The sequence below is a fragment of the Nocardia sp. NPDC056541 genome, assembly GCF_042794235.1.
Classification (GTDB): Bacteria; Actinomycetota; Actinomycetes; order Mycobacteriales; family Mycobacteriaceae; genus Nocardia.
Genome location: NZ_JBHTUD010000004.1, coordinates 113,610 through 137,083, shown reverse-complemented (window position 1 = coordinate 137,083; position 23,474 = coordinate 113,610). Strand labels below are relative to the sequence as shown.

The following is a 23,474-nucleotide window of genomic DNA, read 5'->3' as shown; positions in this document are numbered from 1 at the left end:
TGATGTCTCCTCCGACGCGGCTGCCGCCGGGGTCGCCGAATTCAGCTGAACGAACGCAGGCAGAGCACGAAAGACGCACCGCCGTCGGAGCCGATGTACCCCGCGAGCTTGACGGAGTCCTCGTACTTCTGGCACTCGGTGGTCTTGTCGGTGCCCGCTATTCGGGCGATGACCTTCGCCTGGGCTCTCACGTCCGAACAGCCGACCTTCACCAACTCGGCATCGGAGAAACCGATACTCAGGTCGTCCTGGGTCGCGACGCAGTCGCCGGCCGACAGCGCGCCGGGCCTGGTGGTGTTGCTGGTGTTGACGATGACCACCGCCGTCACGATGCCGATGACGACCACGATCGTGATCAGCACACCGACCACGTAAGGGCGGCGGCGAAGCAGCGGCTCGCCCGGATCCCGCGTCGGTCGCGGGCTGCCCGGTGCCGCCCCGGCGGGACGACCGAACCATCGGTCGGCCGATCCACCGAACAGCAGGGCGATGATGGCGATCACCGCGACCAGCCCGAAAGGCCCGGGTGACATCCGGACGAAGGCGAAACCGGCATCGGTGTCCACGGTCCCGCCGTTGAAGGCCATGGAACCGAAAGCGACGAGCCCTTCGATCACGGCGAAGACGGTCACGGTGATCCGGACCCAGCCCCGGCGCCGCGCGAAGAACAAGGCCGTGACGGCCATCGCCCAGAAGAACAGGTATCCCTGTGTGTTCCCGCCCGCCGCATGGGGATGACCCATTCCTATCAGCGCGACGGTGCCGGCCAGTCCGATCGCCGACATCACGAAAATGATGACCCGCGCCGCCCGGACCCTCCCCGGCATCTGCGAAGGTGCTGTGTCACCGCGCGATTCGAAACTCCCGCCCGTCCTGGACGGAAATTGTTGCAATGCCTGCTGATCCATACCTGTCGCCCCCTGATTCCGCGTTTCGCGTGCCCGATCCTATAGATGAGGCCGCTGTCGAGGTGTGACAGACGGATGGCGTCCGGTGGGCGTGCGATGATGCCGCCCGCTGGATGCTCGCGCAGGCAATCACCGGTCAGTGCTCCAGCGATGGATCCCAGCGGTTGGCCAGCAGCGTGAAGCTAGGGAGGTCTTCCAGCGAGGTCAATGCCTCGTAGATGCGCTCGTATCGCGTCGAGGTGATCCGCCACTCCCCGTCCGGGTCGCGACGATAGGTGTCGGAATAGTATCCGCCGCCGCGGATCTGGATCTTCGCGCCCGGTACCAGGACGGTGTCCTCGAATGCCCACGAACCCTTCGCGATGTCACCATCGGTCTCGATCTCGGGGTGGTTGGCGATGTGGACCGTGACGATCCCGGGTCCGAGGTTCTTGCGCATGAAGGCCACGACGTCGGCGCGATTGTCGTAATGCAGTGGCTCGCCCATCGCCTGGGTGCCATAGCGCGCGGAGACGTCCTCGGCGAGGCAGTCCGCGAACTCGTCCCACAGTTTCAGGTCGAGCGTGCGGAAGTAGCGGTGCTTGAGACGCTTGATCTCCTCGATAGCAACCAGGTCCATGACCGGAGTGTAGAACGTGTTCTAGATTCAGCGCAGGGAAAGCGCGTCCCCAGCCCCGGTGATCCATATTCGCGAAGGCAGTCGGGGCGTTCCCCGACCGCTCTGCCTCGGATCAGTGCGTGAGGATCACCTTCGCCGCTACGACAGCGGTGGCCGCGCAGCTGAGCAGAATCGCCCCGAGCAGAGTCGACCGATCCGGCCGCGCACCCTCGAGCCTGCGGATGACGAACGTGATTCCGCCGATCCGCACCAGCATGGCGACCTCGGCGAGCACCTGGGCGGTCCGTGGTTCGAGCCATCCGACCGCCGCCGCCGCGAGGATCGCGCAGGGCAGCACCGCCGAACTGAGGATCGGCAGCGAATCGCGCAGGTCGAGCCAAGGCTGGGGCGGGGAGGGCACGCCGCTCTGGCGTACCGATTGCCCGACGCTCTCGGCGAAGACATGGGCGATGAACGTCGACAGGGCGGCCCCGAGAACGACCGCGATACCGACATCCTCGAGGGATGGCGCGACCGGGATCAGCGCGGAGAGGATCAGGACGTTCCCATAGATGTACGCGCTGATCCGGCGAGCCGCGTTCCGGCGGTCGAGCGGAATGTTCCGGGCGAACAAAGGCCCATGTAAGAGCTTGTTTTTGTCGCGTTCCATCGGTCCTCACCCGTTAGTCGCACCCATCCGAGACAGCTCATGCGGAGCGGGGAGGTGCGGACATACGGGGTGGAAATTCGGTGCACCTCGTCGAGCGTCGCCACTGACGACTATATGCCCGGCATCCTCGTAGAACCGGCACACGAGGTGTCGCGCCCTGCCCTGAACAGCGATTGATCGGCCTGCCCCCTGTGGGGGCTCACCGACCGAGGCGCACGACACCCTGCCCAGTTGAAAGAATCACGGCGTCAATGTCTGCAGCGCTCGCCTCATCATCGGCGCCTTGTTTCGGCCGAGCTGATCTCGCTCATAAGTTGTTTCGCGACGGTAGTCACGTGGCCGGCGAAGGCGTTCCGGTCGGTGCCGAGATTACCTTCCGTCCACTCGACGAACAGTGAGATCAAGGCGCCGAAGAGTGCCGAAAAATGCATGCGGACAATAGGATCGCCCGGGGAACCCGCGATGCGATCGCCCAGTGCGGCTGTTGCCAGAGCCGGAACAGTTTCTCGCACATAGCCCCGCAGTCGCACATCCGCCACCGGCTCGACCAGCAAGATGCGGCAGACACGAGGATCGGCCTCCATCAGGCGGGCGGCGGCCTCGAACACCGCATGCAGATCGCCGGATGCCACCGCCGGCGCGACGGCTTGTTCCAAGCGAGACAGCGTCGCCCGGTACACCGCGTGCAGCAGCACGTCTGTGTCGGCGAAGCTCTCGTAGAAGAATCGCTGACTCAGCCCCGCCGCACGGCAGACCGGCCGCATTCCCAGGGCGGAAACACCTTGCGTGCCAACTATTTCGACACCCACATCGATCAGCCGCGCCCGCCGGTCGGCGGCGCGGCTCTGCGCCGTCTGTCCGCCGTAGCTCCTTGACACGGCACCACTTTACAACAACCATCATTAATCAGGAAGCATGTGCTTCCGGATGGAGAGGGTCATGTTCACCGACGAGCAGTTCCAACTGTCACTGCGACAGCCGCGCCTGGCACAACCGATTCCGGCAGTGCTGACGAACCGCGCCGAGCCGGTCGATGTTCTCGATGAAGCCGCGCTGACCGCCATGACGCAGACGTGGTTCGACGAATACGAGAAGAAGATCGCGTTCTATGCCGACCACGGCCTCGATATCGCCTGGACTCTCGACTGGGCGAAGAAGTACTGGTGGAGCTGGCAGACCCGGGATATGAGCCATAACCACGAGCTCTACACCGGCGATCTCAGATACAAGGATGTGACGACCCTCGGCGCGACAATGGTCGGCCTCGACGAATTCGTGGCCTACAACTTCGCGTTCTTCGATGCCATCCCCGACTGGCGCTATGATCCGATACCCGGACAGTGCTACGTCGACCTGTCACCGACCGGTGAGGTCCGGATGGTCGTGCGCTACTACGGAAGTGGTCACATCGTCGGGCCGCTGAAGCTTCACCCATACGGAGCGGACGCCCCCGCGATCCCGGGCAACGGCGCGTTCATCCAGTGCACCGCGGTGGACCGATACCACTTCAACGCCGAACACCTGATGTACGAAGGCGAAACGCTCTACGACCTGCTCGACGGCGTACAACTGGCCGGAATCGTACCCGGGCCTTCGACCACAGCCTTCACATTGCTGATGCGCGGCGCAGGACTCGCAACCCGAGCCATCACCCGACTACGCCCTCCTGCCACCCGGCCTCGTTCGGCATCCATCCGATAATCGCAGATCAGCGTGGCAGAGAAGGCGAGGTCGCGGCAGCAGGCCAGAAGGCTCACCACGATCGCTCTCTGCTCCTTGTGTCGAAGATCGACATCGTTGACAGCCGTGGGATTCCGGCGTTGACTTGATCGCACACAGCGAGGAAACCGCCATGAGCATGAGCAAGAAAATCGCGAATTCCGTCGAGGCCACCAAGGGCCGGGTGAAGAAGGTGTTCGGTCGAGCCACTGGCAACCGAAGCCTGGAGGCCGAAGGTCGGGCCGAACAAATCAAGGGCAACCTGAAACAGTCCGCTGCCAAGATCAAAGACGCCTTCAAGAACTAGCTTCGCCGAACGAGAGACCTCGCAGTAGACCCCGCGCGCCGACCGTTGCGGACCGCTTCGACGGATCCACCACACGCAGGGGTTACGATCGAGCGTGGGCACGATCGTTCTCGTCACCGCCGGGTTGATCATCATCGCGATCGGCGGCTACCACGTGCACAAGGGAGCGACGCAGAGCTTCCTCGAAGACTTGCAAGGCTCCACGAGCAACCTGGTTCGCCGGTTGGGCACGGTGGGATACATCGCGAAGGGGTTGGCCGTCGCGGCCATCGGATTGCTGGTGATACTGGCGGTCGGCCGATCCGACCCCAGCGAAGCCACCGGACTCGACGGCGCGTTCAAAACTCTGGGAGCACAGCCCTTCGGAGCGGCTCTGTTGATCGCGGCCGACCTGGGCATCATCACCTATGGCCTCTACAGTTTCGCCATGGCGCGCTACACCAAGATGTAGCTGACTCTGGGTGCTCGCTGACCAGCGGCGAAACGAAAAGGCAAGCCTGGGAACGACTCTGCGATCCAGCCATGGCGCGACGTTCCACAGGGTCGTTGGAGGGGCTGAGCGCGTCATGAAAGGCTGGACAGATGGATTGGCGGGCCGAGAGCCCCGAACTCTGGGCGTTCCTGGGATCCTTACGGTGCGGCGAGGTCCTTTCCGGCACCGTCACAGCGATTGAATTGTTCGGCGTGTTCGTGGCGCTCGACGATGGCCCCGCGCATCCGCTCTACCCGGGCGTCGGGTTCATCACGATCCCGGAATTGTCCTGGAGGCGTTTCGAAGCGGCTTCCGACATTGTCCAGGTCGGGCAGCGCGTTTCGGGTGAATTCCTGCAGTTCGATACCTGGAATGCCGAGGCCAGGCTGTCTCTGCGAGCACTGCAGCCCGACCCCTTCCATGCCTTTGCCGAGCGCATCACCGTCGGTAGAGAACTACGCGGGCATGTCACCCAGCTGGTGCCCTTCGGCGTCTTTGTCCAAGTGGCGGACGGGATCGAGGGGCTGATTCGTCGCCGAGACCTCACCCAGCCGACAGACGAAGTCGTCCAGATCGGGGACAGGGTCACGGTCGTTGTCACCCATGTCGACCGAGAAAAACGTCAGCTGTTCCTCTCCCGACAAACCACCAGCCAGCTCTGACCTACTGGCACGTCGAGGCCCCTTCCCTCGAAGAGCTCCCAACACGCCGATCTGCACCGGCAGCAGAAACATCGCGCCCGACACCCCGACCGGCGCGGTGAGCATCGCGACGACCAACCCCGCCACGGACCCCGCCACCAGCACATTCACTCGCCGAACTATCCAGGGTCCCTACCGGGTCTGGCCCCCGAAACTGATCAATGTACGCCTCGGAGACTCGAGTGCGAGTTCGCTGCGCGGCAAAAGGTTCGACCTGCTGCGGGGTTGGTCAGAGTTGATCGAATTCCTGCTGGGCGATCCGCATGGCGGCCAGTGCCGCGGGTGCGCCGCAATATCCGGCGGTGTGGATGATCGACTCGGTGATCTGCGCGCGAGTGAGCCCGTTGTTGAGCGCGCCTCGCACGTGGCCGGCGAGCTCGTCGTGTGCTCGTAACGCTGTGAGGATTCCCAGGTTGAGCAGGCTGCGGTCGCGGCGATCCAGACCAGGCCGATTCCATACCGCGTCCCAGACATGCTCGGTGACGAAGCGCTGAAGATCTGCCGATTCGCTGCCGGAGGTGCGGGCCAGCGCCTGGGCAACGTATTCCGCACCCATGACTTCTTCGCGGGTGCGCAGGCCGTTGGTGTAGGCCGAAGGCTGCCGGGGTTCGGGATCAGTCATGTACTACCTGTTCGTCGAGGGGTATCGGAGGCGTCATGGGCGGTCGCTCATTCGGCCGGATCGGACTGCAACGCGCGGATCACCCGGATGACGTGCTGGTCGACGAACCGTTCGTCCATCGGTTCGCGGGTGAGGAAGTGGCGGAAGTGTATCGGCGCGATGAGGGTTTCGACGACGGTCCGGGTATCGGTGCCGGCGGGTAGCTCGCCGCGTTCGACCGCCCGGGCAACCATGGCCCGGTTGGCTTCGTAGCGGGTTTCCCAGAAGGTGTTCCGTGCTCGGGCGATGTCTTCGGAGTCGCTGATGAACGCCAGTGCGCGCGCAAGACCGGTACCCAGAGGGCTGTCGAGGTAGGCGATGAGTGCGGTGGCGAAGAAGGAAAGGTCTCCGCGCAACGACCCGGTGTCCGGCAGCGGCAGGGTGCGCTCGCTCGCGCTGAGCATCACATCGAGCACCAGGTTCTCCCGCGTTCCCCATCGCCGGTAGATGGAGCTGTCGCGGACACCGGCGCGGCGGCTGATATCGGGGATGCCGACCTTGTCCACGCCGTGTTCTTCGACAGCGTCGAGCACGGCGCGATGCACGGCTTCGCGGACCTTCGCCGCCCGTCCTCCGGGTCGACGCGGCGGCTCGATGTTCTCGGCTTCCGACATAGCCCCATGCTAAAGCAGAGCTTCTTGCTTTTGGCTATCGCTGTGTCTACGCTCACAAAAGCAGAAACATCTGCGATTAGAGATCGAGAGGCACAACGATGACGTCAGTGCGGGAGATCGGCAAACGAGTGCTCATCAGCGCTCGCGCGATGACTCACACCACCGAGCGTGCGGCCCGGCGGGTCGGCGTGGCGGGATTCCTGCCCCGGTTGTTCGCCGAGAGGTTCACCCACCTCGGCGGGATCGACACCGAGGAATTCCAGCGTCAGCTGCACGGTTGCCGGTCCTTCGACGACACCCGCTGGACCGGGCACTGGCAAGACTTCGCCCGCCAACACTTCGCGCGGGCCGACACGGCGTTGCTGCGCCTGGGCGGGCCGTCGACCGACCAACTGCTCGACCCCGCCGCACCATTGGACCTGCATGCTCTTGGCGAGTTGCTCTCACCAGCGGTAACGATCCTGGCCGACCGAGGGCCGGTGGCCGATCCCGAGGCAGTCGACCGATTCTGTGCGGCTCATCCCGACGCCGCCGATGCCGCGATCGCGATCGACGGGCTGATCAAGGCGTTGGTGTACGAGTTCATCGCCGCCTGGCCGGGGTTCAGCCCGGCCAGGCTCGTCGCCTACGAGCGCTCGCACCGGCTGTGCGAAGTGCTGCTGGGTTCGCTCGACACCGCGATGGGAGTGCGTATCGAAATGGTGCGAATTCCGGTCGGCGCTCAGACTGTGCGTGGAATGCTGATGCTTCCAGCCGGTGTGGAGTCGGTACCGACGATCCTTGTCACCAACGGGCTGGAAGGCACCATCGCCGAAGCGCTATTGCCGCTGTTGTCGCGGCGTGACGCCGGTATGGGCGTATTCGTGATGGAGATGCCCGGCACCTACTCGTATACCGAGCCGCTGAGCATCGACGCCGAGACCATCTACTCGACCGTCATCGATCACCTCTGCGCTGACCCGCGCCTGGATGCGCAACGGATCGGCATGCTGGGCTTCAGTTTCGGAGCCTACTGGTCGACGCGGATGGCCGCCGCCGACCCGAGGCTGACGGTAGCGGTGTCCAACGGCCCGCTCGCTGACCGCAGTTTCGGGCTGCTCAACTCGATCGGCATGCCCGAGATCATGGTCTCCGCGCTGGTCTCGACCCTTGGTGCTCGAGGCCCTGCCGACTTGTCGAGCAAATTGGCGACATTCTCACTCGCCCAGCACTATCGCCGGATCGACATCCCACTGTTGGTGATCAACGGCGCCCGCGACACCCTTGCCTCCACCCAGGACTCGATCGACATCGCCATCGCCGCACCGGACGCGCAATTGGTGCTCTATGCCGAGGACGACCACTGTGCCATGGGCCACGCCGAGCAGTGGACAGCACTGTCGACGAAATTCCTTCGCGATCACCTACGTGTGGGCGTCGAGGTCACCGCATGACCCACCCACACGATCGGCCCACTGCGGCGATCCCTCGGATGCGGCGCATCCTCGATCGCAGCACACACCGAATCGATACCCAGATCGAATACGGCACGGGATGGCGCACCGAGTCCGAATCCGATGGTAGCCAGGGGTTCCCGAGAATCGAGCCCGCCTTTACCCTCGATTTCGAGCTAGCGCGCTACGACGCCCTCGGACTGGACGACGGGGCCCTCGTCCTGCCGGTGTGCCCGGCCTCGTTCCGCGATTTCATGATCTTCGAAAGGCACGCCGTCGACGCCGCGCGCGGTCTGGCCCGCCGATTCTTGCCTGCGGGCTCCCGCGTCGCCACCGCGTACGAGACACTGACCCGGCGCACTTTCCCGCCGTTCCGGCCGCACGCGCTCTGGTACCGGCAGCCGATCTACTACATGTCCAACGCCTTGACCATCGTCCCCTCCGGGTTGCCGGTTGCTGCCCCGAACTACACGCGGGCACTGGATTTCGAACTCGAACTCGGCGTCGTGCTCGGTGTTCCGCTGCGCGACGCCACGGTCGAACAGGCGGCCGCCGCGATCGCCGCAGTGGTGGTGATCAACGACTTCTCCGCCCGCGACGTCCAACTGGCCGAAATGCGTTCGGGGTTCGGACCGCAACGATCCAAACACTTCCTCACCTCGATGTCGGCGACCGCGGCCGCCGGGCCCGCGCTCATCGATCGGCTCGACCGATTGACCGCCACGGTCACGATCAACGGAGAGACCGTGGCGCGCACCGGAACACACAATGCCCGGTACTCGATGGCCCAAGCCATCGCGCACGTGTCCTGCAGCGAACAGCTCTACCCCGGCGAACTGCTGTCGACCGGCACCTTGCCCGGTGGAAGTGGGATGGAACTGGGCCGCTGGCTCGCCCCCGGCGACCATCTGCGCCTGGAAATCGACGGCATCGGCATCATCGAACACGACATCCAGAAGTAGGCCCGAGATGAAAATCGATCAGGTTTCCGACTCCGTCCATGTCGTAGCCGGCACCAACGTCAACTGGGCACTGATCAGCGACGATTCCGGGATCACCGTGATAGACGCCGGATACCCCGCTGACGCCGCCGACGTGCTCGGTTCTGTCCGGCAGATCGGCGGTCGGCTTGCCGATGTTCGGGCCGTGCTGATCACCCATGCCCATCTCGACCACATCGGTGCGATCCCGGCGCTCATCGAGCAGTTCGGCATGCCGGTCTACACCGGCGCCGAGGAAGTGCGCCACGCCAAACGCGAATACCTGCAACAGATCACGCCGATCGGAATGCTCGAACAACTCACCACCCGCCGCGGCCGCCGTTGGGTCGCACACACCCTGCGCGCGGTGCACGGCCACATCGGCACGGCCATCCCACAAGCTGAGGCGGTCGAGCCCGCCACCCTGGCGGCACTGCCCGGCGGACTCGTCGCGATACCCACCCCCGGGCACACCAGCGGCCACACCGCCTACCTCCTTCCCGCCGAAGGCGTGCTGTTCTCCGGAGACGCACTCGTCACCGGGCATCCGCTGCTACCTCACGTAGGCCCCCAGTTGCTACCGGCGGTGTTCAATCACGACGAAGCACTCACCTACGACACCGCTACGACTCTCGCAACGGTGCACGCGCACACCCTGGTTCCAGGACACGGACTGCCCAGCAGTTTCGACGGACCGTCCATCGCCACAGCTTTGGGGCCGCGACCACCACTCACCGACACTGACAACAAATAGATGGAACCAATGAGGTACCTGCGCAGCACCGTGTACAGATCCTTCCGCCCTCTGGGCCTGGCAGCGGCGTCCATCGCGATCGTCAGTTGTTCCATACCCGGCCAGGTGAACGACCCGCTCGGCCGCTCGACCAAGATCACCGCCGACTTCGAGAACATCGCCGGCATGTACGAGGGCAACGAGATCATGGTCCTCGGCCTCGCGGTCGGCAAGGTCGACAAGATCGTCCCCAAGGGCACCTACGTCGAGGTCCACATGACCATCGACGCCGGCGTCAAGGTCCCGAAAGACGCCATCGCGGCGATCATCTCGCCCTCGATCGTCACCGACCGCCACATCGAGATCACCCCGCCCTACACCGGCGGCGGTACCCTCGAATCCGGCGATCACCTGCCGCTCGCGCGGACCAGGACCCCGGTCGAGCTGGACACGATGATCAAGACCATCGACCAGTTCGCAGCCTCGCTCGAGCCCGAGGAAGGCCAGGAGGGTCTCGGCCCGCTCTCAGGCCGGGCGCTCTACCCGGTGCTCAACGGCAACGGCCAGAAGATCCGCGAAACCCTCGACGCGCTCTCGGGTGCTTTGAAGGTCGGTGTCGACAACAAAGACGCCATCGCCAACATCATCATCAAGCTCAACGAGCTCACGACGATGCTGGCCGACAACGACCAGTCCGTGCGCGACTTCAGCGACCGGATGACCGCCATGTCGGGGCTGCTCGCCGACCAGGCGCCCGGTCTGCAGGCCACCCTCGACCAGCTCAACCAGTTCCTGAACAACACCTCGACGACCTTCGCCGGGCACCAGGACGAACTGGCCGCCTCGCTGACCGGCCTGACCACCGTCACCAACCAGCTGCGTGCCAACTCCGGCGCGATGGTCGAGATCGTCGACGTGGTGCCGCTGCTCATGCAGAACATCGACGGCGCCATGAACAAGCAGGAGGGCTTCGTGCGCATACACGCCCTGATCGGCACCGCCCTCTCCGGCGAGATCGTCAGCGCGTTCTGTGAGCGGATCCAGATGAAGTCCGATGGCTGCCGCTCCGGAAACATGCACGACTTCGGCCCCGACTACGGGCTCACCGCCGCACTGCTCGGACTGACGAAATGACGAAACGCTGGACCACGAGATCGCGGGGAATAGTCGCAGAGCCGACACGATGACAGACTTGCCCGGTGGCGATCGACGGGGTTGAAGTAGCACGGCTGCTGGTCCGGCGAAACTTTCCGCAGGCTCGGGCAGCGTGGCTAGGTGGCAGCGTGGCTCTCGGAATGGCCACGGCGACTTCTGATCTGGATATCACCGTATTGATGCATGGTTCATCGGCGTCCTACCGTTCATCGATACATTTCGGTGAGTGGCCGGTGGAGCTGTTCGTACAGACTGAAGACTCACTGGAGCATTTTCGCTCCAAGGAGCACGCCGTCCGGAAGCCGAGCACGACGGGTACGACGGGTACACAGTCGGTCGTCCCCCTACATGATCGGCATTGAGTGCGTTCTGACGTGGCGGTTCGGATGTTCCTCCAGGCGCTGGATGACGGCAAGCAGTACGCTTGTCCTGCAAGAGATGTCAGGAGGGGATCCGTGATTCACCACGTACAAGTCGCTTGTCCGCCAGGCGCCGAAGGTCGCATGCGGTCGTTCTACACCGGTGTCCTCGGCTGGGCCGAACTCCCCAAACCTCCGTTGCTCGCTGCCCGAGGCGGCTGCTGGTTCACGGTTCCGGGAGTGGGCGGCCCGGATGGGGAATTGCACGTGGGCGTCGAGGAACCCTTCCATCCTGCGCGCAAAGCTCATCCCGCCTTCATCGTTGACGTGGACGCGCTCGCGTCCGCGGTCACGGCGGCTGGACACGAAGTCCACTGGGCTGATCCCGCCGAGATTCCCGGCCGCCGCCGATTCCACACAACCGACCCGGTGGGCAACCGTCTCAAGTTTCTGGGCGGCTAACCGGTTGCTGCTCAGGCATACTCTCCGAGCACCCCTGCAAACCTCGCGCTCATCGCCATGAGCGGACGTTCGGGCACCGCTGGTGGTGGCATATGTGATGGGTCAGCCACCATTGTCGGTCCTCGAATATTGGTTACCTCAGCCGTCGCAGTGCTCGTTCGGCGGCGTTGGCACCGCACATGCCGTGCGCGCCGGGGCCGGGCGGGGTCGCCGCCGAGCACAGGTAGTGGCCTGGGAGGCCGGTGTCGTAGGGCTGCAGGGTTTTTCGGGGGCCGAAGACCAGCTGCGGGATGTTCTTGGCGCCGGTCATGATGTTGCCGCCGACGTAGTTGGGGTTGTAGTCGGCGAATTCTGTGGTGGTGCGGGTGGTCAGGCCGACTACGCGGTCTCGGAAGCCGGGTGCGAAGCGTTCGATCTGGGCGATGATCGCTGCGGTGGCGTCGCCGGTGTAGCCGTTGGGGACGTGGGCGTAGGTCCAGACTGGGTGAACCGATCCTGCGGATCGCTGAGGGTCGGCGAGGTATTGCTGGCCGACCAGGACGAAGGGGCGCTGGGGCATTCGGCCGACGTGGATGTCACGTTCGCCCGCGGCGATCTCGGCGAAGGAGCCGCCCAGGTGCACTGTGCCCGCACGACGGGCGGCCTCGGTGGTCCACGGGATGCCGCCGTCGACGGCGAAGTCGACCTTGAAAGCGCCGGGGCCGTAGCGGAACCGGTTGTAGGCGCGTGCAATTCGAGTGGGGAGTCGGTCGGCGAGGATCTCCGCGAGCGCGGTCGGGGCGAGGTCCCACATGGTGATGTCGGATGGCGGCAGGTCGGCGACCGAGCGCACGCGGACGCCGGTCTCGACCTTTCCGCCGTGGTCGGCCAGTACCGCGACCATGCTGTCGGCGATCCGCTGGGATCCGCCGACCGCGACCGCCCAGCCGTATCGGTGTCCCGCCGTCAGGATGCCGAGCCCGACGCTGGCGCTCAACGGGCGTTCGAGGGGTTGGAAGGCGTGTGCGGCGACGCCGCCGAACAAGGCCCGTCCCGCTTCGGTGCGGAAAGCTCGCGCGAGCAGTGTGGCGGGTGCGGTCGCCGGAATGCCGAAGCGCGCCAGTCGGATCGGATGGCGAGGAATGCGCAGCAGCGGGCGCATGATGTCGGCATCGAATATGTCGTAGCCGGCGACCGGGCGTTCGAACAGCGTGCGCCACAGCCGTTCATCGGCGCCGAGGCCCGTGGCGGTCTCGGTGACCGAGCGGTGCAGCACACCGGCGGTGCCGTCGTCGAGGGGGTGGACGCAGTCGAGTTCCGACCACGCCCACCGCAATCCGTACCGTTCCAGGTCGATGCGCCGCAGGAACGGCGAGCCCACGGCCATCGGGTGGATGGCCGAGCAGTGGTCGTGCAGCAGACCGGGCAGGATCGCCTCGCTCGAGCGGGTGCCGCCGCCGATCGTGTCGGCCGCTTCGAGAACCGTCACCTCCACGCCCGCGCGGGCCAGGGTGATCGCCGCTGCCAGCCCGTTGGGGCCGCTGCCGACCACTGTCGCCGTTGTCATCGACGTGCCTTTCTCTTGGTCGAGATATCGTCCGGTGCTCGGCTATTCGGCCGGAGCCACCACACCCTGCCGCGGTGCGGTGACCGCGCCGGTGACGTCTTCACGCCGCCAGGTCACGGTATGCGCGATGGGACCGTCCGGCAGCCACGGCAACGCCTCGACCGCGTCGGCCACCTCCCATGTTCCGCGTTCGATGACGCCCAGCGCCGCGTCGACCACCATGTATTGCTGCGTGCTCTTGTGTACCGGCTGCGACTCCACCCACACCACGATCCATTCTCCCGGAGCGAAGCCGACCCGTGCCTGCACCGCGTCGATCAGGTCGAGGTTGTGCAGGTGGCCGTCGCCGAAGTTGAAGCCGATCAGCGAGTTGCAGGCGAACTCGGCTTCGCGCACGGTCCAGCGATCGACGTCGGGAAGGTGCTTGTACAGCAGGGAGAACAGGCCGCGGCCCTGACTGTGCATGGAACGCCAGGCGATGGTCTGCTGCATGGTGATCTCGGCGACCGCGGGCGGGTAGCCCATGGCCAGCAGCTGGTCGACCTGGTTGTCGGCGGGGCGGTGCGCGATGGTGTTGAGCTTCGCCTCGGCGCCCGGTGCGAAGGCCCACAGCGCCGAGGCCCAGTTGCCGGCGTACTGACGCATGGACGGCAGGAACGACACCAGGTCGGGGCGCAGGTTGCCCAGCACAGGGAAGAAGGCGAGCCCCGCCGCGATCGCCACCGTCAGCCACGGCGACGACATGTCGAATACCCCGTACCCGTCCGAGTTCGGGAACCCGAGGAACAGGAACACGGTGAGGTAGGCGAACAGGATGTTCCACTCCAGCGGCACGGCCAGCGGGAAGGTGGACGTGATGAACAGGTGGAAGATGACCATCATCGCGACCCCGGCCAACGTGAGCCAGTGGTTCGTCGAGAACAGCAACACGATCGGGGTGAGCACCTCCACGGCGGTACCACCGACATGAGCCATGAACGCCGCCACCCGCGACGGGCGGATATCGCGCGGAAAGTCGCGGTAGTGGGCGCGTTTGATCGACCGGAACGGCATCGACGGGCTGTTGGACACCATCGGGGGCACCACATTGGTGAAGTGCTTGCCGAACTTCGAAACTCCCGCGCCGACCCACACGATCACGATCAGCAGCTTGGCCGCGATGATCATGTCGGTGAACGGCAACACCGCGAAGAACAGCAGCGCGGGCAGATACTGCTCGCCGCGAGCCGCCAGGAAGATCGTCTTGTCGCGCAGCCCGCACAGGATGTAGAGCAGGATCGGCGCGATCAGCAGCACGGGCCGGACCAGACCGGAGGTGTTGTCCGGCAGCGCTTCCAGCAGTGCGGCGGTGGTCCGGCCCGGTGCGACCAGGGCGATCACCAGCGACGCGAGAAAGCCCAGATACAGGACCACGTCGAGGGCGGTGCGCGAGTCACCGTTGGTGAACGGCACCCGATACCAGGGCCGCAATCGGATACTTCCCCGTCGCGCGAAGTACAGGATGCCGCCGGTCATCGGCTTGAACTTGCCCGCCAACGGTCCCCAGGAGCCCGCGACGCCGAGGGCTTCGAGCAGCACCGTCCACAGGACCAGCTTCTGGTAGACCACCGGCTGGTTCCACCACTGCGCCACATCCCAGAACGGCCCGGTGCCCGACGTCGCCGTCGCGATCGCGATGCCGCCGATGATGTAGAGCACGAGCACTTTCGCGAGATACACGGTGTGGATCATCTTCGGCGTACCGAATCCGTATTCCGCCCAGTGCAGCGCCAGCGTCCGTATACGTTCGCGCAGTGGCAGATCCAAGAATGTCTCGGTGTCCACCGGCGGGAAGTCTCCCGTCTTGAATCCCATGGCTCGATCCCTTTCTTCCGGCTTCCGGACGCGAGTGACCGCGACCGAAAGGGCTGTCTTTCGTTCGAAGTGGATTGCGGTGCACAACCGCTCAGGTGCGCGCGGCCGAGAGCCGCAGCTGCTTCTTGTCGATCTTGCCGACCGGATTGCGTGGCATCTCCGCGGTCAACACGATCGCGGCGGGAACCTTGAACGCCGCGAGTTCCACGCGGCAGTGTTCGATCAGCTCTTCGACGGTGACCGTGGCCTGCGGCGCGGGCACCACGTGGGCGACCGGCACCTCGCCCAGCACGGCGTCGGGCACACCGACTACCGCGGCTTCGTGAACAGCGGGATGACGGTAGAGCGCGTTCTCGATTTCCTTGGGGTACAGGTTCTCGCCCGCCCGGATGATCATGTCCTTGATCCGGTCGACCAGAACCAGATAGCCGTCGGCGTCGAAGTAGCCGACGTCGCCGGTGTGCAGCCAGCCGTCCACGACGGTTTTCGCCGTCTCCGTCGGCCTGCCGAGGTAGCCGCGCATCACGTTCGCTCCGCGAATGACGACTTCGCCGGGTTCGCCGGGCGCCGACAACGCGCCGCCGACATCCATGATCGCTACGGTCTGACCGGGCAACGGGATACCGACAGTCCCCGGCTTCCGTTGGCCCGCTACGGGATTGAGAGTCGACGCACAGGTCCCCTCGGACAGACCGTAACCCTCGACGATCGGCACACCGAAGCGCTGCTCGAACCGGGCGATGAGCTCGGCGGGCATCGGCGCGGCACCGCAGATCGCCAAGCGCAACGAGGAAGTGTCGGGACGAGGACCGTCGGGCTGGGCCACCAGCATCGCGTAGATGGCGGGCACCGCCGAGAAATAGGTGGGCCGGACCCGCTCGACCGTGTCGAAAAAGCCTGAGGCGGAGAACTTTCCGGCGATGGTGGTGCGTCCGCCCGCCAGCAGTGGCGACAGCACGCTGACCACGATGCCGTTGACGTGGAACAGCGGCAGGATCAGCAGGCTGTGGTCGGTCTCGTTCAGGCCGAGCGAGTCGATGATCATCGCGCACATGGCGGCGAGGTTCTCGTGACCGAGCAGCACACCCTTGGGCCTGCCCGTGGTGCCGCTGGTGTAGATGATCAGGGCGAGATCGTCAGAGGACGCGGCGGCGACGGGACCGGCGTGCTCGGCCAATTCCGCGATGTCGAGAGTGATTGCGGGCCTGCCGGATTCGCCGATGACAACGGCGGCGCCGGAGTCTTCGACCTGGTACCGGATGTCGTCGTCGGTGAGCCCCGGATTCACCGGAGTGACGGCCGCACCGAGTCGCCAGGCCGCGAACAGGGCCACCACGAGGTCTACTCGGTTGGGCAGCACCACCGCGACGACGTCGTCGGACCGCACGCCCTCACGATGCAGGACCGACGCAGCGGCATCGACCCGAGCATGGAACTGCGCATTGGACAGTGTGACGGTGTCGTCGGCGATGCAGGGTCCGTGCGGGTCGGCAGCGGCTCTGACCTCGGGCAATTCGGCGATGTGTCGCATGATTCCTCACCGGTGGCGAATGTGATCTGAGTTACATCACTCACGGTAGGACGCGAATCAGGCGCCGACTACGGGCCCGCAGCCCAGCGTTGCGCCGACGTGTTGTGCCACGGGCACAAACAGCGCCACACAGGTGAGCGTCGGGGGTACTGTCTGCGGCCATGGCCCACGACAACGATCCACTGGTGCGTGCGGTGGCGGGCCGGATCAAAGCCGACCTGGACCACCTGTCACCGAGGATGACCACGATGTTCACCGAGGTCATCCCCGAATTCCGGCACGACGACGAAGTGCGCAGACTGATGGTGGCCAGCACGGAGTCCAACCTGTCCGCGATCTTGGACATACTCACGCTGGCCATCGGCCTCGACGACATCACCGTGCCGCCCGCCGCCGCCGAATACGCCCGCCGCTTCGCCCAGCACGATCTGTCGCTGGAGGCACTGCTGCGCGCCTACCGGCTCGGCGAGAACATGTTCGTCCAGTGGACGATGACGCTGCTGGCCGAACTGAACCCGCCCACCGACGTGGCGATGGCCACCGCGGCCCGCATCGCCTACCTGGTCAACAGCTATATCGACCAGGTGATCGAGGGCCTGATCGATATCTACGAGAGCGAGCGCCGCCGCTGGGACGCGCGCACCGACGCTGCCCGCGCCGCACAGGTGCGCGCCGTCGTCGACGCCGATGATCTGGACGTGGGCTCGGCCGAACAGATGCTGTCGGCCTCCCTGCGTGGCTGGCACCAGTTCGCGACGCTGTGGACACCACCGGGAACCCGCGATCCCCGCGCGTCGCTGCGCGCGGGCACCGCCCTGCTGGCTGCCGCGACCGGCAAGACGCCGATGACCGTCGAGGTCGACGATCACAACCGGTGGGTGTGGATCTCCTCGGTGGCCCGACCCGTGCTCGACACCGAACAACTCGCCCACGATCTGCGGGCCCATCCGAATCTGTCGATCACCCTGGGCGATCCGGCTACCGGCCTCGAAGGATTCCGCCAGACCTTCCGCGACGCGCAACAAGCCCGCGCCGTCGCCCTGACCAGGCGAGAGCACGGACTCACCGTCCATTCCGACGTGGCGTTGACCGCCCTGTTCGCCGACCGGGTGCCCGAGATGCGGGTGTGGGCCGAGCGTGTGCTCGGCGCACTGCTGGGCACGGACGAGACAGCAGCGCGGTTACGCGAGACCGTCCGCGCGTTCCTCGACGCCCGTGGCAGCTACACCGACGCCGCCGCGCGGCTGCACGTCCACAAGAACACCGTCCACTACCGGGTGCGCAAAGCCGAAGAGCTGCTCGGACATCCGCTCGGCGAGCGCAGGCTCGACATCGAAGTGGCCCTGCTGACCTGCGCGCAACTGGGGATCCCCGAGGCTCCCCGCGAGCCCCGGCGAAGCCGTCGCAGGTCGGCCGAGACCACCGTGGACGACGCGACCTGACGACCGGTTGGTCACCGAGACCTTCGATTTCGGCGACCTCGCCAAGGCCGTCGACTACTGCGCCGGCGAGAACGGCGCCCGCGCAGTCGCCCTCTCCTGACCTGCGGCGCCGGGACGGCTTACAGGTCGAGTTGCCTGATCCAGGCGAGGTAGGCCGAGGTCTGTGCCCGGAGATCGTCGACCGGCCAGTCGTCGGGTTGCAGCGCCGCAGGAAGGGCGGGGTCGGTGGTGAGCAGGTCGAGCGCGGCGCATACCACCGCGAATCTTGCTGCCGGGTCAGGGTTTTCGATGTCATCGAGCAGGGCGCGCCCCCGCGCCGACCAATCGGCCAGCGACCACAGTTCGGCGGTGAGGTCGGCAGCGTTCTCGACCGGCCGGAGTCGGAAATGGAGCGTGGTGGTGGCCAGATCCGCGGGCAGCTCGCGGACGAGGTTGGCCGGCCGCAGCCAGACTCCCTCGCGAAGTTCTGCCAGGCGAAGCGAGAGCAGCCTGGCGCGCAAGGCCGCACGCTCGGCCGACGGCCGTCCGGCGGCGGTGATGACGACTTGCTCCCAGTCGCCGTCCCAGGGCCGAACGGGCGGGGCGGTGAGTTCGGTCCGGCGTGCGCGCAAGGCGGGATCGAGCGTGTAGGCGCGCTGTTCGCGGATCAGCTCGCCCGCGGCCACCATCCGCGACACCGCGACACGCACCGTTGTCTCCGGATAGCCGACGGCGGTGGTGGCAGCGCAGATTTCACTCGAGGTGGTCGTCGGCGACTCGGCCGCTATCAGAATCCGGATCACCGCCGAACGGGCCGACACCGGACGGACCCGTGCGTCGAAGCCGGTAGCAGCGGATTTCACGAGACCGAGTCTACATATTTCACTATTGCCGCGACTGTCAGAAAACTGTAACGTCGCACGGTATGACCACGACCACATCCACGACCTCCCCGTTCCCGCTGACCGGGCGCACCATGATCATGTCGGGCGGCAGCCGCGGCATCGGGCTGGCGATCGCCGTCGCCGCCGCCCGCGAAGGCGCCAACATCGTGCTGCTCGCCAAGACCGATACGCCCGACCCCCGACTGCCGGGCACCGTCCACACCGCCGCCGCCGAGATCGAAGCCGCCGGCGGACAGGCGCTCGCGGTGGTGGGCGATGTGCGCGACGAAACCTCGGTCGCCGACGCGGTAGCCCGCGCGGTCGAGCGCTTCGGCGGCATCGACTACTGCGTGAACAACGCCTCGGCGATCGCCCTCGCCCCCACCGAGGAACTGCCGATCAAGCGGTTCGACCTGATGCAGCAGATCCAGCTGCGCGGCACCTACCTGCTCTCGAGCGCCTGCCTGCCGCACCTGCGCCGCAGCGACAACGCCCACATCCTCAGCCTGTCGCCGCCGCTGAATCTCGCACCCGAATGGCTCGGCGCCTACCCCGCGTACATGCTCGCCAAGTACGGGATGTCGCTCCTGACGCTGGGCTGGGCAGCCGAATACGCCGAACACGGCATCGCAGGCAACTGCCTGTGGCCCGAGACCCTGATCGCCACCGCCGCGGTGCAGAACCTCCTCGGCGGCGACGACGCGATCGCCAAAGCCCGTACCCCGCAAATCATGGCCGACGCCGCGGTGGCGCTCCTGCGCAAGGACGCACGATCGGTCACCGGAAATACCTTCCTCGACATCGACGTGCTCCGTGCCGAAGGCGTCACCGATCTCTCGCCCTACGGAGGCGCCGACGGGCTGGAATACGACATCTTCGTCGACCCGCCGCACAAGCGGGCCTGAGCCACCCGCCCGCAGCGCGAACACCGGGGGTTTCGCCGACACCGGAAACGCGCCTGACGTCGTCGAACACCATGGGTTCCGGGGCTATCCTCGGTAGAGGGCGGCGCACCAGCGCACCGCCACGAGGTCGCACCGAATCGAGCCTGAATGGCCGAAAACTTGCCGACGCAGCGCAGCTCGGCCACCGGGATCGCGGCGGAACTGACCGCCGAGGGCTTCGAGGACGCCCAGGAGATCGGACGCGGCGGTTTCGGTGTGGTCTACCGCTGCGTCCAGCCCGATCTGGACCGCGTGGTCGCGGTGAAAGTACTGACCGCCGAACTCGACCCCGACGGATTGCAGCGCTTCGTGCGCGAACAGCAGGCGATGGGCAGGCTGTCCGGTCATCCCTACATCGTCGCGGTCTTCCAGGCGGGCACCACCCACGGCGGGCACCCCTACCTGGTGATGCCCTATCACGCGCGTGGTTCGTTGGAACAACGTATCCACACTGTCGGCCCGCTGGACTGGGCAGCGACATTGCGGTTGGGCGTGAAGATGGCGGGCGCCCTCGAGACCGCGCACCGGGCCGGCATCCTGCATCGTGACGTGAAACCGTCCAACATCCTGCTCAGCGACTACGACGAACCCGAACTCACCGACTTCGGGATCGCCCGGATCCAGGGCGGGTTCCACACGACGACCGGAATCGTCACCGGCTCCCCCGCTTTCGCCGCGCCGGAGGTCCTGCGCGGCGCGCAAGCCACCGCCGCCGCCGACGTGTACGGCCTGGGCGCCACGCTGTTCTGCGCACTCACCGGACATGTCGCCTACGAGCGGCGCGTCGGAGAGCAGGTGTTGTCACAGTTCCTGCGAGTCTCCGCGCAGCCCGGTCCCGATCTCACCGGCCAGGATGTGCCCGACGAGGTCAGAGCCGCCATCGAGCACGCGATGGCGACCGACCCCGCCGACCGGCCCGACAGCGCCGCCGCCTTCGGCGCGGAACTGGTTGCGGCCCAGCGCAGTACCGGCAGCCCCGTCGATGTCCTCCGGGTCCCGGATACTCAGCGCCCCGTCGCGGTGCCGATCGCACCGGCGGCCCGGGCCCGCGACCGCACCACCGCGCCTCCCACACCCGCCACGAAGTATCGCCCGCCGACTCCGGCGCGGGCGACTCTGGCCAGAAAGCGCCTGCTCGAGCACTTGCGCACCACCGAACGCACCCGGCTCACCGCCATCCACGCGCCCAGCGGATTCGGCAAGACCACGGTGGCCGCCCAATGGCACGACGAGCTGGTCGAGCACGGCGCCGCAGTCGCGTGGCTGACCGTCGACGAGGACGACGACAATGTCTCCTGGTTCCTCACCCACCTCGCCGAGGCGATCCGGCCCGCCGTCCCCGTGCTCGCCGACGATCTCGACCGGCTGTTGGAAGCCAACCCCGACGATCCGACCCGCGCCGTGCTGACCGCACTCGTCGACGGTCTGCACGCCGACGACCGGCGGGTGACGCTGATACTCGACGACTGGCAACGGGTCACCGCCCCCGCCTCGGTGGACGCGGTCCGGTTCCTGCTCGAGCACGGGTGTCACCATCTGCCCCTCGTCGTCACGAGCACCGAGCGGCTCGACCTGCCGTTGAGCAGGTTGCGCATCCACGGTGAGCTCGCCGAAATCGACGCCACGACACTACGTTTCACTCCCGACGAAGTACACGCGTTCCTCGCCGAAGCCGGCGGTGTGCACTTGCCCGCCGACGAGGTGGCCGCGCTGGCAGGCGCCACCGACGGCTGGGTCGCGGCACTACAGCTGACGGTGCTGTCGCTGCGCGCGGGTGAGGACCCGGCGCACTTGCTCGACAGCCTCGCCGCGCACCCCGACATCGGGGCGTTCCTGGCCGAGAACGTACTCGGCGCACTGGATCCGGACACCCTCGAATTCCTCATGACGACCTCGATCTGCGAGCGGATCTGCGGCGGACTGGCCACCGCCCTGACCGGCCGCACCGACGCCGCCGACCTCCTCGCCGATCTCGCCGACCGCGGTTTGTTCCTGCTGCCCACCGGCCCCGACCACCACTGGTACCGCTACCACCAGTTGTTCGCTGGTTATCTGTGCCGCAGGCTCGCCCAGGACCGCCCGGGCGAGATCGCGGGTCTGCGGCTGCGAGCCGCCGACTGGTTCGCGCACCATCACCTGCTCAACGACGCGGTCGACCAAGCGCTGGCCGCGCAGAACCCCGAACGCGCGGCCGATCTCGTCGAACAGGGCGCGGGTTACCTGCTGGAGCTGTCGAAAATGGTGATGCTGCAGGGCATTCTGGCAAAACTACCCGCCAGGGTGTGCCGGGCGAGGCCCCGTATCCAGCTGTTCGGCGTCTGGGTCAACCTGGTGCTGCGCAGACCCGCGGCCACCGCGTCCTCCCTCGCCCGCTTCGAGACCGCGCTGGCCGCGGCCCCACCCGCCGAGCCCGAGCGCACCGATCTGCGCGCGGAAGCGGACGTGGCGATCAGCGTCCGGGAGATGTTCGGTGACCGCGTATCCGAGCTCGACGGTCTGATCGGTGACGCGCTGGCCCGGCCCGACGACTTCTCCCCGAGGATCCCCGGAGTGGCGGCCAATATCGCCAGCTTCGCGGCGATCCAGCGCTTCGACTTCGCCGAGGCGCGCCGGTGGCAGCTCTGGGCAGCGCCGTATCACGAGGCGACCGGCCCGTTCCTGTCGGTGTACGGGCGCTGTTTCGCGGGTGTGGCCGCCCGCGAACAGCTCGACATCATCGGCGCCGACGACCTGTTCACGACCGCGCTCGACACCGCACGCACGACCATGGGCGCCGCCGCCCACGCGACTCGCCTCGCGTGCGCTTTGCTGGGCGAATTACGTTATGAGACCGGTGACTTCGATATCGCGGCGGATCTACTGGAGCAGAGCAGGGAACTGTCCGCCGAAGGCGGCGGCGGAGTGGACATCATGCTCGCCACCTACGCGACCGGTGCGCGGGTACGAGCCCTGCGCGGCGACCGGGACGGCGCGCTGGAACTCCTCGACGAGGGCATGTCCCACGCCGAACTCTTGGATCTGCCGCGCCTGGCCGCCCGGGTCCGCAACGAGCGGGTGCGTCTCGGCGTCGAACTCGATCCCACCGTGGCGGCGGCGCTGACGAGCGCGCGCACGATCCGGCGTGACAACGGAACCGCCACTACCATCGATGAATTCGATGAGGACTCCGCGATCCGAGTGTTGCTGGCGACGGGTCGGCCCCGGTCGGCGATCGAGCGCGCCGAGAACTTGGTCGCCGGGATAGATGTGCAGCGCAGGCCGCTGGCCGCGCTGCGTGCCGGGTTCCTGCTCGGCAGCGCCCTGCGCCGGGCCGACCGCGCGAGCGATGCCGATCGCATCCTCACACCGCTGATCCGCCGATGCGATCACCTCGGCCTGGTCCGCCTGCCAGCCGACGCGATGGCGACCTAGAGTTTTGCCCTGCTGCCCAGTTCAGGATCGATTTCTTTGCGCGACAAATCGACTCGGTAAACCATGACCGGGTAGTGCGGGTGGAGATCCGGGATGGGTCGGTGCCGGATG

The 23,474-nt window shown here is 66.4% G+C and carries 22 protein-coding genes and 1 pseudogene; 13 read left to right on the top strand and 10 right to left on the bottom strand.

The window, feature by feature from the left end:
* Positions 1-41: 41 nt before the first annotated feature.
* The 4 genes from ACFQ9R_RS08385 to ACFQ9R_RS08370 form a co-directional block, all read right to left on the bottom strand.
* Positions 42-785 (bottom strand): hypothetical protein, encoded by a 744-nt coding sequence (locus ACFQ9R_RS08385; protein ID WP_378989669.1) that lies wholly within the window; start codon positions 783-785, stop codon positions 42-44.
* A 259-nt stretch (positions 786-1,044) separates the two neighbouring features.
* A complete protein-coding gene (locus ACFQ9R_RS08380) occupies positions 1,045-1,527 on the bottom strand; it encodes a nuclear transport factor 2 family protein (RefSeq protein ID WP_378989668.1) in 483 nt (160 codons plus the stop codon).
* A gap of 112 nt (positions 1,528-1,639) precedes the next feature.
* Positions 1,640-2,176 (bottom strand): hypothetical protein, encoded by a 537-nt coding sequence (locus ACFQ9R_RS08375; RefSeq protein ID WP_378989667.1) that lies wholly within the window; start codon positions 2,174-2,176, stop codon positions 1,640-1,642.
* A gap of 272 nt (positions 2,177-2,448) precedes the next feature.
* Entirely contained in the window at positions 2,449-3,054 is a 606-nt protein-coding gene (locus tag ACFQ9R_RS08370; protein ID WP_378989666.1) for a TetR/AcrR family transcriptional regulator, read from the bottom strand.
* A 61-nt stretch (positions 3,055-3,115) separates the two neighbouring features.
* Here ACFQ9R_RS08370 and ACFQ9R_RS08365 point away from each other — a divergent pair, with 61 nt between their 5' ends.
* From ACFQ9R_RS08365 to ACFQ9R_RS08350, 4 genes and pseudogenes are all read left to right on the top strand, one after another.
* On the top strand, positions 3,116-3,877 hold the full coding sequence (locus tag ACFQ9R_RS08365) for a nuclear transport factor 2 family protein (protein ID WP_378989665.1): 762 nt from the start codon (positions 3,116-3,118) through the stop codon (positions 3,875-3,877).
* A 157-nt stretch (positions 3,878-4,034) separates the two neighbouring features.
* Positions 4,035-4,202: a CsbD family protein gene (locus ACFQ9R_RS08360; protein ID WP_378990006.1), complete on the top strand. Its 168-nt coding sequence runs from the start codon at positions 4,035-4,037 to the stop codon at positions 4,200-4,202.
* A 94-nt stretch (positions 4,203-4,296) separates the two neighbouring features.
* Positions 4,297-4,653 (top strand): annotated as a pseudogene (locus ACFQ9R_RS08355) (DUF1206 domain-containing protein); the annotation flags it as partial.
* 131 nt (positions 4,654-4,784) lie between these two features.
* The gene (locus ACFQ9R_RS08350) at positions 4,785-5,336 is read left to right on the top strand and encodes a S1 RNA-binding domain-containing protein (protein ID WP_378989664.1); all 552 of its coding nucleotides are present in this window, start codon (positions 4,785-4,787) and stop codon (positions 5,334-5,336) included.
* Between the two features lie 268 nt (positions 5,337-5,604).
* Here ACFQ9R_RS08350 and ACFQ9R_RS08345 read toward each other — a convergent pair whose 3' ends face one another.
* Both ACFQ9R_RS08345 and ACFQ9R_RS08340 read right to left on the bottom strand, forming a co-directional pair.
* Entirely contained in the window at positions 5,605-5,997 is a 393-nt protein-coding gene (locus ACFQ9R_RS08345) for a carboxymuconolactone decarboxylase family protein (protein WP_378989663.1), read from the bottom strand.
* Positions 5,998-6,044: 47 nt separating this feature from the next.
* Complete coding sequence (locus ACFQ9R_RS08340) at positions 6,045-6,650, bottom strand: TetR/AcrR family transcriptional regulator (RefSeq protein ID WP_378989662.1); 606 nt, start codon at positions 6,648-6,650, stop codon at positions 6,045-6,047.
* A 98-nt stretch (positions 6,651-6,748) separates the two neighbouring features.
* On the opposite strand from ACFQ9R_RS08340, the gene ACFQ9R_RS08335 reads away from it, so the two are divergent.
* From ACFQ9R_RS08335 to ACFQ9R_RS08310, 6 genes are all read left to right on the top strand, one after another.
* On the top strand, positions 6,749-8,083 hold the full coding sequence (locus tag ACFQ9R_RS08335; protein WP_378989661.1) for an alpha/beta hydrolase family protein: 1,335 nt from the start codon (positions 6,749-6,751) through the stop codon (positions 8,081-8,083).
* Positions 8,080-9,045 (top strand): fumarylacetoacetate hydrolase family protein, encoded by a 966-nt coding sequence (locus tag ACFQ9R_RS08330; protein WP_378989660.1) that lies wholly within the window; start codon positions 8,080-8,082, stop codon positions 9,043-9,045. Before ACFQ9R_RS08335 ends, ACFQ9R_RS08330 begins: the two co-directional genes overlap by 4 nt.
* Positions 9,046-9,052: 7 nt before the next feature.
* The gene (locus tag ACFQ9R_RS08325; protein WP_378989659.1) at positions 9,053-9,817 is read left to right on the top strand and encodes an MBL fold metallo-hydrolase; all 765 of its coding nucleotides are present in this window, start codon (positions 9,053-9,055) and stop codon (positions 9,815-9,817) included.
* Positions 9,818-9,826: 9 nt separating this feature from the next.
* Complete coding sequence (locus ACFQ9R_RS08320) at positions 9,827-10,930, top strand: MCE family protein (RefSeq protein ID WP_378990005.1); 1,104 nt, start codon at positions 9,827-9,829, stop codon at positions 10,928-10,930.
* Positions 10,931-10,995: 65 nt separating this feature from the next.
* Positions 10,996-11,313 carry a nucleotidyltransferase domain-containing protein gene (locus tag ACFQ9R_RS08315; protein WP_378989658.1) on the top strand — a complete coding sequence of 106 codons (318 nt, stop codon included), beginning with the start codon at positions 10,996-10,998 and terminating at the stop codon, positions 11,311-11,313.
* 141 nt (positions 11,314-11,454) lie between these two features.
* Entirely contained in the window at positions 11,455-11,772 is a 318-nt protein-coding gene (locus ACFQ9R_RS08310; RefSeq protein WP_378989657.1) for a glyoxalase, read from the top strand.
* Between the two features lie 133 nt (positions 11,773-11,905).
* Here ACFQ9R_RS08310 and ACFQ9R_RS08305 read toward each other — a convergent pair whose 3' ends face one another.
* From ACFQ9R_RS08305 to ACFQ9R_RS08295, 3 genes are all read right to left on the bottom strand, one after another.
* Positions 11,906-13,318, bottom strand: coding sequence for a phytoene desaturase family protein (locus ACFQ9R_RS08305; RefSeq protein WP_378989656.1), 1,413 nt, complete (start codon positions 13,316-13,318; stop codon positions 11,906-11,908).
* 42 nt (positions 13,319-13,360) lie between these two features.
* Positions 13,361-15,172, bottom strand: coding sequence for a DUF3556 domain-containing protein (locus tag ACFQ9R_RS08300; protein WP_378989655.1), 1,812 nt, complete (start codon positions 15,170-15,172; stop codon positions 13,361-13,363).
* Between the two features lie 91 nt (positions 15,173-15,263).
* Complete coding sequence (locus ACFQ9R_RS08295; protein ID WP_378989654.1) at positions 15,264-16,703, bottom strand: class I adenylate-forming enzyme family protein; 1,440 nt, start codon at positions 16,701-16,703, stop codon at positions 15,264-15,266.
* A 161-nt stretch (positions 16,704-16,864) separates the two neighbouring features.
* Between ACFQ9R_RS08295 and ACFQ9R_RS08290 the strand changes: the two genes are divergently transcribed.
* Positions 16,865-18,145, top strand: coding sequence for a helix-turn-helix domain-containing protein (locus ACFQ9R_RS08290; RefSeq protein ID WP_378989653.1), 1,281 nt, complete (start codon positions 16,865-16,867; stop codon positions 18,143-18,145).
* A 119-nt stretch (positions 18,146-18,264) separates the two neighbouring features.
* On the opposite strand, the gene ACFQ9R_RS08285 is transcribed toward ACFQ9R_RS08290, so the two are convergent.
* Positions 18,265-18,987: a PaaX domain-containing protein, C- domain protein gene (locus tag ACFQ9R_RS08285; RefSeq protein WP_378989652.1), complete on the bottom strand. Its 723-nt coding sequence runs from the start codon at positions 18,985-18,987 to the stop codon at positions 18,265-18,267.
* Between the two features lie 62 nt (positions 18,988-19,049).
* On the opposite strand from ACFQ9R_RS08285, the gene ACFQ9R_RS08280 reads away from it, so the two are divergent.
* Together ACFQ9R_RS08280 and ACFQ9R_RS08275 are read left to right on the top strand one after the other, a co-directional pair.
* Positions 19,050-19,913, top strand: coding sequence for an SDR family oxidoreductase (locus ACFQ9R_RS08280; RefSeq protein ID WP_378989651.1), 864 nt, complete (start codon positions 19,050-19,052; stop codon positions 19,911-19,913).
* A 147-nt stretch (positions 19,914-20,060) separates the two neighbouring features.
* On the top strand, positions 20,061-23,363 hold the full coding sequence (locus ACFQ9R_RS08275; protein WP_378989650.1) for a protein kinase: 3,303 nt from the start codon (positions 20,061-20,063) through the stop codon (positions 23,361-23,363).
* Positions 23,364-23,474 lie beyond the last annotated feature (111 nt).

Coding starts and splice junctions, on each gene's coding strand:
- ACFQ9R_RS08385 (WP_378989669.1), bottom strand. CDS start 785: ATGTCGGCGATCGGACTGGCCGGCACCGTCGCGCTGATAGGAATGGGT.
- ACFQ9R_RS08380 (WP_378989668.1), bottom strand. CDS start 1,527: ATGGACCTGGTTGCTATCGAGGAGATCAAGCGTCTCAAGCACCGCTAC.
- ACFQ9R_RS08375 (WP_378989667.1), bottom strand. CDS start 2,176: ATGGAACGCGACAAAAACAAGCTCTTACATGGGCCTTTGTTCGCCCGG.
- ACFQ9R_RS08365 (WP_378989665.1), top strand. CDS start 3,116: ATGTTCACCGACGAGCAGTTCCAACTGTCACTGCGACAGCCGCGCCTG.
- ACFQ9R_RS08360 (WP_378990006.1), top strand. CDS start 4,035: ATGAGCAAGAAAATCGCGAATTCCGTCGAGGCCACCAAGGGCCGGGTG.
- ACFQ9R_RS08350 (WP_378989664.1), top strand. CDS start 4,785: ATGGATTGGCGGGCCGAGAGCCCCGAACTCTGGGCGTTCCTGGGATCC.
- ACFQ9R_RS08345 (WP_378989663.1), bottom strand. CDS start 5,997: ATGACTGATCCCGAACCCCGGCAGCCTTCGGCCTACACCAACGGCCTG.
- ACFQ9R_RS08340 (WP_378989662.1), bottom strand. CDS start 6,650: ATGTCGGAAGCCGAGAACATCGAGCCGCCGCGTCGACCCGGAGGACGG.
- ACFQ9R_RS08335 (WP_378989661.1), top strand. CDS start 6,749: ATGACGTCAGTGCGGGAGATCGGCAAACGAGTGCTCATCAGCGCTCGC.
- ACFQ9R_RS08330 (WP_378989660.1), top strand. CDS start 8,080: ATGACCCACCCACACGATCGGCCCACTGCGGCGATCCCTCGGATGCGG.
- ACFQ9R_RS08325 (WP_378989659.1), top strand. CDS start 9,053: ATGAAAATCGATCAGGTTTCCGACTCCGTCCATGTCGTAGCCGGCACC.
- ACFQ9R_RS08320 (WP_378990005.1), top strand. CDS start 9,827: ATGAGGTACCTGCGCAGCACCGTGTACAGATCCTTCCGCCCTCTGGGC.
- ACFQ9R_RS08310 (WP_378989657.1), top strand. CDS start 11,455: ATGCGGTCGTTCTACACCGGTGTCCTCGGCTGGGCCGAACTCCCCAAA.
- ACFQ9R_RS08305 (WP_378989656.1), bottom strand. CDS start 13,318: ATGACAACGGCGACAGTGGTCGGCAGCGGCCCCAACGGGCTGGCAGCG.
- ACFQ9R_RS08300 (WP_378989655.1), bottom strand. CDS start 15,172: ATGGGATTCAAGACGGGAGACTTCCCGCCGGTGGACACCGAGACATTC.
- ACFQ9R_RS08295 (WP_378989654.1), bottom strand. CDS start 16,703: ATGCGACACATCGCCGAATTGCCCGAGGTCAGAGCCGCTGCCGACCCG.
- ACFQ9R_RS08290 (WP_378989653.1), top strand. CDS start 16,865: ATGGCCCACGACAACGATCCACTGGTGCGTGCGGTGGCGGGCCGGATC.
- ACFQ9R_RS08280 (WP_378989651.1), top strand. CDS start 19,050: ATGACCACGACCACATCCACGACCTCCCCGTTCCCGCTGACCGGGCGC.
- ACFQ9R_RS08275 (WP_378989650.1), top strand. CDS start 20,061: ATGGCCGAAAACTTGCCGACGCAGCGCAGCTCGGCCACCGGGATCGCG.